This window comes from Pseudomonas caspiana (assembly GCF_002158995.1).
In the GTDB taxonomy this organism is placed as follows: Bacteria; Pseudomonadota; Gammaproteobacteria; order Pseudomonadales; family Pseudomonadaceae; genus Aquipseudomonas; species Aquipseudomonas caspiana.
Genome location: NZ_LOHF01000003.1, coordinates 355,892 through 369,193, shown reverse-complemented (window position 1 = coordinate 369,193; position 13,302 = coordinate 355,892). Strand labels below are relative to the sequence as shown.

Genomic DNA, 13,302 nt, shown 5'->3' with positions numbered 1-13,302 from the left:
GCAGCCTTCGGCAGCTCCTACAGAAAACCGCTTCATGCATGAAGTGCAGGTGCACAAACCCCGGCGCAAGGCCGGGGTTTGTGTGCAGCCAAAACCTTAGTTCAGCGAAGCGATCGCTGCGTTCAGGGTTGCGCTTGGGCGCATGACTTTGCTGGTCAGCTCAGGGTTCGGGTAGTAGTAACCGCCGATTTCCGCTGGCTTGCCTTGTACGGCGTTCAGTTCGGCAACGATTTTGGCTTCGTTGTCGGTCAGGGTTTTCGCCAGTGGGGTGAACTGTGCCTTGAGAGCCGCGTCGTCATTCTGGGCAGCCAGAGCCTGAGCCCAGAACAGTGCCAGATAGAAGTGGCTGCCACGGTTGTCGATGTTGCCGACTTTGCGTGATGGCGACTTGTTGCGGTCCAGGAACTCACCGGTAGCCTGATCCAGAGTCTTGGACAGGACCAGCGCTTTCGGGTTGTTGTAGGTGTTGCCCAGGTGCTCCAGAGAAGCGGCCAAGGCCAGGAACTCACCCAGGGAATCCCAACGCAGGAAGTTTTCTTCGACCAGTTGCTGGACGTGCTTCGGAGCCGAGCCACCTGCGCCGGTTTCGAACAGGCCGCCGCCGTTCATCAGGGGCACGATGGACAGCATCTTGGCGCTAGTGCCCAGTTCCATGATCGGGAACAGGTCAGTCAGGTAGTCGCGCAGTACGTTGCCGGTGACCGAGATGGTGTCCTTGCCAGCGCGAGTACGCTCCAGAGTGAACGCCATGGCTTCAACCGGCGACATAACGCGGATGTCCAGGCCTGCAGTGTCGTGATCGCCTAGGTACTTCTGGACTTTCTTGATCATCTCGGCGTCGTGAGCGCGAGCCGGGTCCAGCCAGAACACAGCTGGGGTATCACTGGCGCGAGCACGGTTGACGGCCAGTTTGACCCAGTCCTGGATCGGCGCGTCTTTGGCCTGGCACATGCGCCAGATATCGCCTTCTTCGACGTTCTGTTCCATCAGCACTTTGCCATCGCTGCCGGTCACGCGGACAACGCCTGGAGTAGTGATCTGGAAAGTCTTGTCGTGGGAGCCGTACTCTTCAGCTTTTTGCGCCATCAGGCCAACGTTCGGCACGCTGCCCATCGTGGTCGGATCGAAAGCGCCATGTTTCTTGCAGTCTTCGATCACAGCTTGATAGATGGTCGCGTAGCAACGATCAGGGATCACGGCCTTGGTGTCCTGCAGTTCGCCAGCAGCGTTCCACATTTTGCCCGAGTCGCGGATCATGGCCGGCATCGATGCGTCGACGATCACGTCGCTTGGCACGTGCAGGTTGGTGATGCCTTTGTCCGAGTTGACCATCGCCAGCGGGGCGCGAACAGCGTAGACAGCCTGGATGTCAGCCTTGATTTCAGCCTGTTTGTCGGCTGGCAGGGCGCTGATACGGTCGTACAGGTCGCCGATGCCGTTGTTCAGGTTGAAGCCGACTTGCTTGAGCGCATCAGCGTGCTTGGTCAGCGCGTCCTTGTAGTACTCGGCAACGATCTGGCCGAACATGATCGGGTCGGAGACTTTCATCATGGTGGCTTTCAAGTGGACTGAAAGCAGCACGCCTTGAGCCTTGGCGTCTTCGATGGCCGATGCGATGAAGCTGCGCAGGGCTTTGGTGCTCATGACCGAGGAATCGATGATCTCGCCTTCTTTGACGGCGGTCTTTTCTTTCAGAACGGTGGCTGTGCCGTCTTGAGCGATCAGTTCGATTTTTACGTTATCGGCAGCGCCGATCAGTGCGGCTTTTTCGCTGCCGTAGAAATCGCCATTGCTCATGTGGGCAATGTGGGATTTCGAGTCAGCAGCCCAGGCGCCCATTTTGTGCGGGTGCTTGCGAGCGTAATTCTTGACTGACAATGGTGCGCGACGGTCGGAGTTGCCTTCACGCAGAACCGGGTTCACGGCGCTGCCTTTGGTCTTGTCGTAGCGAGCGCGGACGTCTTTTTCCGCGTCAGTGCTCGGCGACTCAGGGTAGTCAGGAATCTTGAAGCCCAGATCTTGCAGCTCTTTGATGGTCGCCTTGAGTTGCGGGACCGAGGCGCTGATGTTCGGCAGCTTGATGATGTTGGCTTCTGGTGTTGTGGCCAGCTTGCCCAGCTCGGCGAGGTGGTCGCCGATTTGCTGATCAGCGCTCAGGGATTCAGGGAAGCTGGAAAGAATGCGGCCCGCCAGAGAGATGTCTCGCGTTTCAACGTCGATATCAGAGGAGGCAGTGAAGGCTTCGATGATAGGAAGAAGCGAGTAGGTGGCGAGTGCTGGAGCTTCGTCGGTGAAGGTGTAGATGATCTTCGAACGGTTGGACATTTCGTATGAACTCTCTGTTTTGCTGAGCATGCACAAAATCTCGATACGCGCAGCGTATGCACTTTGCTCGCAGTCTCTTTAGTGAGCCTGAGTCGAGGTTTATTCGCGATGATGATGGTGGGTGCATCAGTCGAGCGTCAAGCAACGCATACAAGGGCGCAGAGTCTCTTTCCAGACTGGTCGGCCCCTATGACCCATTAGTCACGCCGGGAGTATATCAAACCCATCGCGCTAAGCATTAATGCTAAGCGTTCCAAGTCGTCGAGGGTATTGGCCGTTGGTCGAGGTTTGCAGGCGGGCGGGGTGGATAACGAAGGGTCGGAATGTCTGGCAAGCAGTCTTGTACAAACGAAGACGGCCGGTTCAGATGACTGAGCCGGCCGTTTCTTCAAGGTTGGCGCATTGTAGCGGAGCGTTCTGGTCAGGCCGTTACATCCTCGGGCTTGCCCGCAGTAGCCTTGGTAGACTCATTTGGCGAATGTGTGTTGCCTGCGGCCGCGCTGATATTTACAGCATGCAGGCCTTTAGGCCCTTGGATGATTTCAAAGGTCACCGGCTGACCTGCCTTGAGGGTTTTGTAGCCGTCCATTTTGATAGCAGAAAAATGAGCGAACAGGTCCTCGGTTTTCCCATCTTCCAGGATAAAGCCATAACCTTTTGCATTATTGAACCACTTGACCTTACCACTGAGCATAGTCACATCCCTCTGCAAAGGACTCCGTTGGGAGTATCATCCACCTCATCCGCCGGACCGAAAAAAATTTTGGTTGACTGCGCGGACCCTTTTTACCCAATGTGGGTTCTATTGTTTGTAACACCGTTTAGCCGATAGTCAAGGTCACGCGGCGGTCCATTTGAAAACCGGTCAGACTGCGACTCATTATTCAATCCGCCCTCAACGAACCATTCTTTCCATGCATGCAATGAACAAGATTCGACTAACATCAAATCAGGACAGTCCGGATTCCCATGAGGATGACGCGGCTGGCACCGCGGTTCAGGATGCCAAACCGACGTTGCAGGCGCCGCCGATGTACAAGGTGGTTTTATTTAACGATGATTACACACCGATGGATTTCGTTGTCGAAGTGCTCGAGGTGTTCTTCAACCTGAATCGTGAGCTGGCGACCAAGGTCATGCTGGCCGTCCATACAGAGGGACGTGCAGTATGTGGATTGTTTACCCGCGACATCGCCGAGACCAAGGCAATGCAGGTCAACCAATACGCCAGGGAAAGCCAGCATCCGCTACTCTGTGAGATCGAGAAGGACGGTTAAACGCCGACCACTTGGGTATGAGGTGAAGCTATGTTAAACCGTGAGCTCGAAGTCACCCTCAATCTGGCCTTCAAGGAGGCTCGTTCGAAACGTCATGAATTCATGACTGTCGAGCACCTTCTGTTGGCTTTATTGGACAATGAGGCTGCCGCCACTGTTCTGCGTGCCTGCGGCGCAAACCTCGATAAGCTCAAGCATGATTTGCAGGAGTTTATCGACTCCACCACGCCGCTGATCCCTGTTCATGACGAGGATCGCGAGACCCAGCCAACCCTGGGCTTTCAACGTGTCCTGCAGCGTGCTGTGTTCCATGTACAGAGCTCGGGCAAACGTGAAGTTACCGGCGCCAACGTGCTGGTGGCCATTTTCAGTGAGCAGGAAAGCCAGGCAGTGTTTCTGCTCAAACAGCAGAGCGTGGCGCGCATAGATGTCGTCAACTACATCGCTCACGGCATATCTAAAGTGCCTGGGCACGGCGATCACTCTGAAGGTGAGCAAGATATGCAGGACGACGAGGGTGGTGAGTCTTCTGCTTCAGGCAATCCGCTGGACGCTTATGCCAGCAATCTCAACGAACTGGCTCGTCAGGGCCGTATAGACCCGCTGGTCGGGCGCGAGATGGAAGTAGAGCGCGTTGCGCAGATTCTGGCGCGTCGTCGCAAAAACAATCCGTTGCTGGTGGGGGAGGCGGGTGTTGGCAAAACCGCCATCGCTGAAGGCCTCGCCAAGCGTATTGTCGATAGTCAGGTGCCTGATCTGCTGGCCAACAGTGTTGTTTACTCCCTGGATCTCGGGGCGTTGCTGGCGGGCACAAAATACCGCGGTGATTTCGAGAAGCGCTTCAAAGCGTTGCTCAATGAGCTGAAAAAACGCCCTCATGCGATTCTGTTCATCGATGAAATCCACACCATTATTGGTGCCGGTGCTGCGTCTGGCGGTGTCATGGATGCGTCGAATCTGCTCAAGCCGCTGCTGTCTTCGGGTGATATTCGTTGCATCGGCTCGACAACCTTCCAGGAATTCCGCGGCATCTTCGAGAAGGATCGTGCGCTGGCTCGGCGTTTCCAGAAAGTGGATGTGTCTGAACCATCGGTTGAAGACACAATCGGCATCCTGCGTGGCCTCAAAGGTCGTTTCGAGGCTCATCACAGCATCGAGTACAGCGACGAGGCTTTGCGTGCCGCTGCGGAGCTGGCATCGCGTTATATCAATGACCGGCACATGCCGGACAAGGCCATTGATGTGATAGACGAGGCTGGCGCTTATCAGCGTCTGCAGCCCGTCGAGAAACGCGTTAAACGCATTGATGTGGCGCAAGTTGAAGACATCGTAGCGAAAATCGCACGGATTCCGCCTAAGCACGTCAACAGTTCCGACAAGGAGCTGCTGCGCAATCTTGAGCGTGACCTGAAACTGACAGTGTTTGGTCAGGATGCGGCGATTGATTCTCTGTCCACTGCGATCAAATTGTCGCGTGCTGGTCTGAAGTCGCCTGACAAACCCGTAGGTTCGTTCCTGTTCGCCGGTCCGACCGGGGTCGGTAAAACCGAGGCTGCTCGTCAGTTGGCCAAGGCTTTGGGTATCGAACTGGTCCGTTTCGACATGTCCGAATACATGGAACGCCATACCGTTTCACGTCTGATCGGTGCGCCGCCAGGTTACGTCGGGTTCGATCAGGGCGGTCTGCTGACCGAAGCAATCACCAAACAACCGCATTGCGTATTGTTGCTCGATGAAATCGAGAAGGCGCATCCGGAAGTCTTTAACCTGTTGTTGCAGGTGATGGACCACGGCACGCTGACCGATAACAACGGGCGCAAAGCGGACTTCCGCAATGTGATCGTGATCATGACCACCAATGCCGGTGCTGAAACTGCGGCGCGTGCTTCGATCGGCTTCACTCATCAGGACCACTCGTCTGATGCCATGGAAGTCATCAAGAAGAGCTTCACGCCTGAGTTCCGTAACCGTCTGGACACCATTATCCAGTTTGGTCGCCTCAGTCATGAGGTGATCAAAAGCGTGGTGGACAAGTTCCTCACCGAACTTCAGGCGCAGCTGGAAGACAAGCGTGTACTGCTGGAGGTGACCGATGCTGCCAGAAGTTATCTGGCGGAAGGTGGTTACGACGCTGCGATGGGAGCCCGTCCTATGGCGCGCTTGATTCAAGACAAGATCAAGCGTCCGTTGGCTGAAGAGATCCTGTTCGGCGAGTTGTCCGAACATGGCGGTGTGGTGCACATCGATTTCAGGGATGGTGAAATCACCTTCGATTTCGAAACCACGGCCGAAATGGCGTAAGTCTCAAACGTCATGAAAAGCCCCGCATCTCGCAAGAGGTGCGGGGCTTTTTGCTGTGTACAGATTGGCGGTGTCAATGGCGCTGTGTTGCATCAAAGGTAGAGCTGTAGGAGCGCACGAGCATCGCGAGGCCGCGATAGCGGTGTATCAGACAGGCCGCCATCGCTGCCTCGCGATGCTCGTGAGCTACTACAGAAAGAATTTAAAAAAACCAGGCACACAAAAACGCCCGGCAGATGCCGGGCGTTTTTGTTAAGACCTGTTTATCGGGCGCGGTAAGTAATGCGCCCTTTGCTCAAGTCGTAGGGCGTCAGTTCAACACGCACCTTGTCACCGGTAAGAATACGGATGTAGTTCTTGCGCATCTTGCCGGAGATATGCGCGGTTACGACGTGCCCGTTTTCCAACTCCACACGAAACATGGTGTTGGGCAGGGTGTCGACGACAGTGCCTTCCATTTCGAAGCTGTCTTCTTTCGACATGCAGTAAAGCCCTCGGTATCTAATGAGTGGCCCGGTGCAAGTGGCGCCAGGCAAAAGCGGCGTGCATTGTGCCCGAAAAATGCTGCTTAAGCCAAGGTCTTCAATAAAGAGTGATCCATCTCTGGTTTGTCAGCAGCTCTATAGGGCGATATTGGGTCTTGTAATTCATCTTCTGGCAGTTCTTGATCCAGTAGCCCAAGTACACCGCGTGGAGCTGCAAACGGGCTGCTTCGGCGATTTGCCACAAAATGGCGTAACGCCCCAGACTGCGGCGCTCTTCGGTAGGTTCGTAGAAGGTATAAACCGCTGATAATCCGTTGGGTAGCATGTCTGTAACGGCGACCGCCAGCAGGCGTTGGTCCACGCGAAATTCGTAGAATCTGCAGAAGGGAAGGTCGCGAACCAGAAAAGTCGAAAATTGATCGCGGCTGGGGGGAAACATGTCGCCATCGGCATGTCTTTGCTCGATATAGCGCTGATAAAGATCGAAATATTCTTCGGTGAAGCGCGGTTTGGTGCTGCGCACTTCGATGTCTGAGTTGCGTTTGAAAATGCGCTTCTGCTGCCGGTTCGGCACAAACAGGTCGACAGGAATGCGCGCGGGCACGCAAGCACTGCAATTTTGACAGTGAGGTCGATACAGATGGTCGCCGCTACGGCGAAACCCCATATCCGAAAGATCGGCGTAAACCTGTACATCCATCGGCTGGCTGGGGTCCAGAAACAGCGTGGTCGCCTGTTCTTCCGGCAAATAGCTGCATGAGTGGGGTTGAGTGGCATAAAACTTCAGCCGCGCCAGCTCTGTCATGATTGCCCCCGCCGCAAAAAATAAATCGATATCAAGAGTGTATGTCAGCCTGCTGAACTCGCCTAGGCAGCCAGTCGGCGTTATTTGGCTGATCCAGGTGTTGACGCAAATACTCGGAAAACTCTTTGCGGGGAATAGGGCGAGCGCCAAAGCTCTGCAGGTGATTTGTGTGCATCTGGCAGTCGATCAATACAAAACCCCAGGCCTCAAGGCGTTCCACCAGCGTCGCGAAACCTACCTTGGAGGCGTTGTCGGCGTGACTGAACATCGACTCGCCAAAGAAAAGCTGTCCCATGGCCAGTCCGTAAAGACCGCCCACTAATGTGTCGTCGTCCCAGACTTCAACGCTGTGGGCATAGCCCCGTTGGTGCAGTTCCAGATAGGCGGCCTGAATGGAGCCGGTAATCCAGGTGCCGTCAGCATAGGCCCGAGGCCCCGCGCAGGCGCGGATCACTGCTGCGAAATCCTGATCGAAGGTCACCCGGTATCGTTTCTGTCGTATCACTTTGGCGAGGCTGCGCGATACGTGCAGCTCCTCGGGGAAGATAACGGTCCGTGGATCGGGCGACCACCAGAGAATAGGCTGTCCATCCTGAAACCACGGGAAGCAGCCATGGCGGTAAGCTTCAACCAGTCGGTCCGGAGACAGATCGCCTCCGGCAGCGAGCAGGCCGTCGGGCTCGCGCATGGCTTTTTCCAGAGGAGGGAAAATCAGGTTGGATCGGTTAAGCCAGGTCAGCATAGAGGCAGCACTTTGCGGAAGGGGAGGGCGGGCGACGCCGGACTGTTGCAACTCCATGCAGTCGTCGTGGTCATAATCGGTCGTCCGTTACAGGCGAGCGTCCTGCCAGGATATGAAAGATGGTGTTCCATGTTGCAGGCCTGTGTACTGGTTATGCCCGGAAGGCTCTCAAGAATTGATCGTTCGGTTAAAAAGTGCGGCATAAGTCTTTGTCACGAAAGAAAATGCATGCTCAAATTGACCGTTTGCGACGGTGCTTGAAGATGGGCAGCCGCCAAGCCAGACTAGTATTCCATCACTTTGACCCGGCTGACTGTAGCCAAACGTAATCTCCGTCCTGCTACCCGGATCGAAATTACCCGGCTAACAGGCTGTTTACAAGGCAGGACGCTATCGTGGCATCAGGCGTACAAACCCGTACAATGCCCGCTTTGCAGTCTGCGGTCCAAGCTGTATGGCCTGGCAATTGTTTTGCAGATTCAGTCGTTGGTAGTCAATCACCAGATGTTCGCGCTCTAGCGCAGGAATAAAAGCGTTTTGAAGAAATCCACCGCAGTACCCAGCCCCGTTCCGCTCTGGCGGCAGCAATTGCACTACCGGCTCAAGGAAGGTGCATTGATCGCCTTTGGCGCGCTGTGCCTGTATTTGATGATGGCGTTGCTGACCTATGACCAGAACGATCCAGGCTGGAGTCATACCAGTAGTTCGGTCGAGGTTCAGAATGCTGCTGGCCGTGCTGGCGCCTTCTGCGCCGATATTCTGTTCATGGTGCTGGGCTACTTCGCCTATATTTTTCCGCTGTTGCTGGCAGTCAAGGCCTGGCAGGTCTTTCGTCATCGTCATGAGCCGTGGCAGTGGAGTGGCTGGTTGTTCTCCTGGCGGCTGATCGGTCTGGTGTTTCTGGTACTTGCCGGCGCTGCGCTGGCGCATATCCATTTTCACTTTGCCGCGGGTTTTCCTGGCTCGGCGGGTGGTGTGCTGGGTGAAATTCTCGGGGACATGGCCAAGAAGGCCCTGAATATTCAGGGCAGTACGTTGTTGTTCATTGCCTTGTTCCTGTTTGGCCTCACGGTTTTTACCGATCTGTCGTGGTTCAAGGTCATGGACGTGACCGGCAAGATCACCCTGGATCTTTTCGAACTGTTCTATGACGCGGTCAACAACTGGTGGACAGCGCGTAACGAGCGCAAGCAGATGGTCGCGCAACTGCGTGAGGTGGATGACCGCGTCAACGAGGTGGTTGCGCCCGCTACGTCTGATCGTCGCGAGCAAGCCAAGGCCAAGGAGCGTCTGATCGAGCGTGAGAAGGCGTTAAGCACGCACATGACCGCTCGGGAAACTCACATTCCGGCCGTCATCGCTCCTGCACCTCCCAAGGCTTCAGAACCAAGCAAGCGCGTGATGAAGGAAAAACAGGCGCCGTTGTTTGTGGACAGCGCCGTGGAAGGCACCTTGCCGCCCATCTCGATTCTTGATCCGGCGGAAAAGAAGCAGCTCAATTACTCGCCCGAGTCTCTGGCGGCGGTTGGTCACTTGCTGGAAATCAAGCTCAAGGAGTTCGGCGTCGAAGTGTCGGTGGATTCGATCCATCCCGGCCCGGTCATTACCCGCTATGAAATTCAGCCAGCAGCAGGGGTCAAGGTCAGCCGTATTGCCAACCTGGCCAAGGACTTGGCGCGTTCGCTTGCGGTAACCAGCGTTCGAGTCGTTGAAGTTATCCCGGGCAAGACCACCGTCGGTATCGAGATCCCCAACGAAGACCGGCAGATCGTGCGTTTCTCCGAAGTGCTGTCGACCCCCGAGTACGACAATGCCAAGTCACCGGTTACGCTGGCGCTGGGGCATGACATCGGCGGTAAGCCGGTGATCACTGACCTGGCGAAAATGCCTCACTTGTTGGTGGCCGGTACGACCGGTTCCGGTAAGTCTGTGGGCGTGAACGCGATGATCCTGTCGATTCTGTTCAAGTCCGGCCCGGAAGACGCCAAACTGATCATGATCGACCCGAAAATGCTTGAGCTGTCGATCTACGAAGGCATTCCACATCTGCTTTGCCCGGTTGTGACCGACATGAAGGACGCCGCCAACGCCTTGCGCTGGAGCGTTGCCGAGATGGAGCGTCGCTACAAACTGATGGCGAAGATGGGCGTGCGTAACCTGTCCGGCTTCAACCAGAAGGTCAAAGAGGCTCAGGACGCTGGCACGCCGCTCGCTGATCCTCTGTACAAGCGCGAAAGTATTCATGACGAAGCGCCGCTGCTGACCAAGCTGCCAACTATCGTGGTAGTCGTGGACGAATTTGCCGACATGATGATGATCGTCGGCAAGAAGGTCGAAGAGCTGATTGCGCGTATTGCCCAGAAGGCTCGTGCGGCGGGTATCCACCTGATTCTCGCGACACAGCGTCCCTCGGTTGACGTGATCACCGGTCTGATCAAGGCGAACATCCCGACACGTATGGCGTTCCAGGTATCGAGCAAGATCGACTCGCGGACCATCATCGACCAGGGCGGTGCCGAGCAATTGCTGGGTCACGGTGACATGCTGTACATGCCTCCTGGTACCAGCTTGCCGATTCGTGTGCATGGCGCGTTTGTTTCCGATGACGAAGTACACCGTGTAGTGGAAGCCTGGAAGTTGCGTGGCACACCGGATTACAACGATGACATTCTTGCGGGTGTCGAAGAAGCCGGCAGTGGCTTCGACGGTGGCAGCGGTGAAGGCGGCGAAGACAGCGAAAGCGATGCTCTCTATGACGAGGCAGTCAAATTCGTACTGGAAAGCCGTCGGGCTTCGATTTCTGCGGTACAGCGCAAGCTCAAGATTGGTTACAACCGCGCCGCCCGAATGATCGAGGCGATGGAAATGGCTGGCGTCGTGACCTCCATGAATACCAACGGCTCGCGTGAAGTGATCGCGCCAGGCCCGATGCGCGACTGATCGCACACGTCCATAAATGACTCGCCAGCATTTGAATGCTGGCGAGACTCCACCGAACTCAATGAGGATTCCCATGCGTCTTATCCGCATGCTGTTGGTAACTGCACTGACTTTCTCCGCGATTCCGGCGCACGCCGACAGTAAAGACGTCGCACGTCTGACTCAGTTGCTGGAGACGTCCAAAACCCTGACTGCGCGTTTTTCCCAGTTGACTCTGGACGGCGGTGGTACTCAGTTGCAGGAAACGTCGGGCGAAATGGCCCTGCAGCGTCCAGGTCTGTTCAACTGGCACACCGATGCACCGCAAGAGCAACTGATGGTCTCCGACGGCAAGAAGGTTTCCCTGTGGGACCCGGACCTGGAGCAGGTCACCATCAAGACCCTCGACCAGCGCCTGACTCAGACCCCTGCATTGCTGTTGTCCGGTGACGTTTCGAAGATCAGCGAAAGCTTTGATATCACGGCCAAGGAAGCGGGCGGCGTGATTGACTTCACTCTCAAGCCGAAAACCAAGGACACCCTGTTCGACAGCTTGCGTCTGTCGTTCCGTAACGGCGTGATCAATGACATGCAGTTGATCGACAGTGTCGGCCAGCGTACCAATATCCTGTTCACCGGGGTGAAAGCCAATGAGGCGATCCCGGCGAGCAAATTCCAGTTCCAGATTCCGAAAGGCGCTGACGTCATTCAGGAATAAGAGGTTTTAACGGTTGTCCATGGACCTGTTTCGAAGTGAGCCGATCGCTCAACCCTTGGCCGCACGTCTGCGTGCGACCAATCTGGACGAGTATGTCGGTCAAGAGCATCTATTGGCTCACGGCAAGCCTCTGCGCGAGGCGCTGGAGCAGGGTGCTCTGCATTCGATGATTTTTTGGGGGCCGCCCGGTGTCGGTAAAACCACGCTGGCCCGGTTGCTGGCGAAAGTATCAGATGCGCACTTCGAGACGGTTTCTGCCGTGCTGGCCGGGGTCAAAGAGATTCGTCAGGCAGTAGAGGTTGCCAAGCAGCAAGCCGGGCAATACGGCCGTCGGACTATTTTGTTCGTGGACGAGGTACACCGCTTCAACAAGTCCCAACAGGATGCCTTCCTGCCTTACGTCGAAGATGGCACGCTGATTTTCATCGGCGCGACCACTGAAAATCCTTCGTTTGAGCTCAACAACGCGTTGCTGTCCCGTGCCAGGGTGTATGTCCTCAAGAGCCTTGATGAAGCCGCGCTGCGCAAGCTGGTCAATCGCGCGCTGACCGAAGAGCGTGGCCTGGGCCAACATCAGTTGAGCCTGAGCGATGAAGGATTTGCCATGCTCATGGCCGCTGCCGACGGTGACGGTCGGCGCATGCTGAATCTGCTGGAGAACGCGTCAGACCTGGCTGAAGATGGCTCGGAAATCAGTCTGGAGCTGCTGCAAAGCCTGATGGGCGACAGCCGCCGACGTTTCGATAAGGGCGGCGAAGCTTTTTATGACCAGATTTCTGCGCTGCATAAATCCATTCGTGGCTCTAACCCGGATGCAGCCTTGTACTGGTTTGCACGAATGATCGATGGCGGATGCGACCCGTTGTATCTGGCGCGCCGCGTGGTGCGCATGGCCAGTGAAGACATTGGTAATGCCGATCCGCGCGCGTTGCCGTTGTGCATGTCGGCGTGGGATGTTCAGGAACGTCTGGGCAGCCCGGAAGGCGAGTTGGCTGTCGCACAGGCCATTGTTTATCTGGCTTGCGCGCCGAAAAGCAACGCGGTGTACATGGGCTTCAAGGCTGCGATGCGTGAAGCCACCGAGCACGGCTCGCTGGAAGTCCCGCTGCATTTGCGCAATGCGCCGACCAAATTGATGAAGCAACTGGGCTATGGCGAAGAGTACCGCTACGCCCACGACGAGCCGGATGCCTATGCGGCGGGTGAAGACTACTTCCCTGACGACCTTGAACCGCGTCAATATTACCAGCCAGTGCCCCGTGGCCTGGAGCTGAAAATCGGTGAAAAGCTCAAGCATCTGGCCGCGCTGGACGCTGCCAGTCCTCGTCAGCGGAGAAAGTAGTGCTCAAAACCATTCTTGCGGTGTCGATTGCCGGTATCGCTGGTACATTATTGCGCTTCGCTGCTGGCACTTGGGTCAGCGCGAACTGGCCAAAGCATTTTTACGCGGCAACCCTGGCGGTTAACATCGTCGGTTGCCTGATTATCGGTGTGCTCTACGGGCTTTTTCTGTTGCGCCCGGAAGTACCGATAGAGATTCGTGCCGGCTTGATCGTCGGCTTTGTTGGCGGTCTTACGACCTTTTCATCCTTTTCACTGGATACGTTGCGCCTGCTCGAAAGCGGGCAAATGCCGTTAGCCCTTGGCTATGCCGGTATCAGCGTGTTCGGCGGGCTGCTCGCGACGTGGGTTGGCCTGTCCCTGACCAGACTTTGATAAACGAGAGAACG

11 protein-coding genes are annotated in these 13,302 nt (G+C 56.1%); 6 read left to right on the top strand and 5 right to left on the bottom strand.

The window, feature by feature from the left end:
• Window positions 1-96 precede the first annotated feature (96 nt).
• Window positions 97-2,325, bottom strand: coding sequence for an NADP-dependent isocitrate dehydrogenase (locus tag AUC60_RS06465; protein WP_087265296.1), 2,229 nt, complete (start codon window positions 2,323-2,325; stop codon window positions 97-99).
• A 421-nt stretch (window positions 2,326-2,746) separates the two neighbouring features.
• Window positions 2,747-3,019: a cold shock domain-containing protein CspD gene (cspD, locus tag AUC60_RS06460; RefSeq protein WP_087265253.1), complete on the bottom strand. Its 273-nt coding sequence runs from the start codon at window positions 3,017-3,019 to the stop codon at window positions 2,747-2,749.
• A 220-nt stretch (window positions 3,020-3,239) separates the two neighbouring features.
• On the opposite strand from cspD, the gene clpS reads away from it, so the two are divergent.
• Together clpS and clpA are read left to right on the top strand one after the other, a co-directional pair.
• Window positions 3,240-3,602 (top strand): ATP-dependent Clp protease adapter ClpS, encoded by a 363-nt coding sequence (gene clpS / locus AUC60_RS06455; RefSeq protein ID WP_087265252.1) that lies wholly within the window; start codon window positions 3,240-3,242, stop codon window positions 3,600-3,602.
• 30 nt (window positions 3,603-3,632) lie between these two features.
• Complete coding sequence (gene clpA, locus AUC60_RS06450) at window positions 3,633-5,903, top strand: ATP-dependent Clp protease ATP-binding subunit ClpA (RefSeq protein ID WP_087265251.1); 2,271 nt, start codon at window positions 3,633-3,635, stop codon at window positions 5,901-5,903.
• A gap of 263 nt (window positions 5,904-6,166) precedes the next feature.
• Here clpA and infA read toward each other — a convergent pair whose 3' ends face one another.
• The 3 genes from infA to aat form a co-directional block, all read right to left on the bottom strand.
• Window positions 6,167-6,385, bottom strand: a complete 219-nt coding sequence (infA, locus tag AUC60_RS06445; RefSeq protein WP_002553999.1) for a translation initiation factor IF-1 — start codon at window positions 6,383-6,385, stop codon at window positions 6,167-6,169.
• A gap of 100 nt (window positions 6,386-6,485) precedes the next feature.
• Window positions 6,486-7,193, bottom strand: a complete 708-nt coding sequence (locus tag AUC60_RS06440) for an arginyltransferase (RefSeq protein ID WP_087265250.1) — start codon at window positions 7,191-7,193, stop codon at window positions 6,486-6,488.
• 31 nt (window positions 7,194-7,224) lie between these two features.
• Window positions 7,225-7,935, bottom strand: coding sequence for a leucyl/phenylalanyl-tRNA--protein transferase (gene aat, locus AUC60_RS06435; RefSeq protein WP_087265249.1), 711 nt, complete (start codon window positions 7,933-7,935; stop codon window positions 7,225-7,227).
• A gap of 537 nt (window positions 7,936-8,472) precedes the next feature.
• On the opposite strand from aat, the gene ftsK reads away from it, so the two are divergent.
• From ftsK to crcB, 4 genes are all read left to right on the top strand, one after another.
• Window positions 8,473-10,875 carry a DNA translocase FtsK gene (ftsK, locus tag AUC60_RS06430; RefSeq protein WP_087265248.1) on the top strand — a complete coding sequence of 801 codons (2,403 nt, stop codon included), beginning with the start codon at window positions 8,473-8,475 and terminating at the stop codon, window positions 10,873-10,875.
• A 73-nt stretch (window positions 10,876-10,948) separates the two neighbouring features.
• Window positions 10,949-11,572, top strand: coding sequence for an outer membrane lipoprotein periplasmic chaperone LolA (gene lolA, locus AUC60_RS06425; RefSeq protein WP_087265247.1), 624 nt, complete (start codon window positions 10,949-10,951; stop codon window positions 11,570-11,572).
• A gap of 19 nt (window positions 11,573-11,591) precedes the next feature.
• Window positions 11,592-12,914, top strand: a complete 1,323-nt coding sequence (locus tag AUC60_RS06420; protein ID WP_087265246.1) for a replication-associated recombination protein A — start codon at window positions 11,592-11,594, stop codon at window positions 12,912-12,914.
• Window positions 12,914-13,288, top strand: coding sequence for a fluoride efflux transporter CrcB (crcB, locus tag AUC60_RS06415; RefSeq protein WP_027899218.1), 375 nt, complete (start codon window positions 12,914-12,916; stop codon window positions 13,286-13,288). Before AUC60_RS06420 ends, crcB begins: the two co-directional genes overlap by 1 nt.
• Window positions 13,289-13,302: the final 14 nt, after the last annotated feature.

Coding starts and splice junctions, on each gene's coding strand:
- AUC60_RS06420 (WP_087265246.1), top strand. CDS start 11,592: ATGGACCTGTTTCGAAGTGAGCCGATCGCTCAACCCTTGGCCGCACGT.
- aat (WP_087265249.1), bottom strand. CDS start 7,935: ATGCTGACCTGGCTTAACCGATCCAACCTGATTTTCCCTCCTCTGGAA.
- cspD (WP_087265253.1), bottom strand. CDS start 3,019: ATGCTCAGTGGTAAGGTCAAGTGGTTCAATAATGCAAAAGGTTATGGC.
- AUC60_RS06465 (WP_087265296.1), bottom strand. CDS start 2,325: ATGTCCAACCGTTCGAAGATCATCTACACCTTCACCGACGAAGCTCCA.
- infA (WP_002553999.1), bottom strand. CDS start 6,385: ATGTCGAAAGAAGACAGCTTCGAAATGGAAGGCACTGTCGTCGACACC.
- clpS (WP_087265252.1), top strand. CDS start 3,240: ATGCATGCAATGAACAAGATTCGACTAACATCAAATCAGGACAGTCCG.
- clpA (WP_087265251.1), top strand. CDS start 3,633: ATGTTAAACCGTGAGCTCGAAGTCACCCTCAATCTGGCCTTCAAGGAG.
- lolA (WP_087265247.1), top strand. CDS start 10,949: ATGCGTCTTATCCGCATGCTGTTGGTAACTGCACTGACTTTCTCCGCG.
- AUC60_RS06440 (WP_087265250.1), bottom strand. CDS start 7,193: ATGACAGAGCTGGCGCGGCTGAAGTTTTATGCCACTCAACCCCACTCA.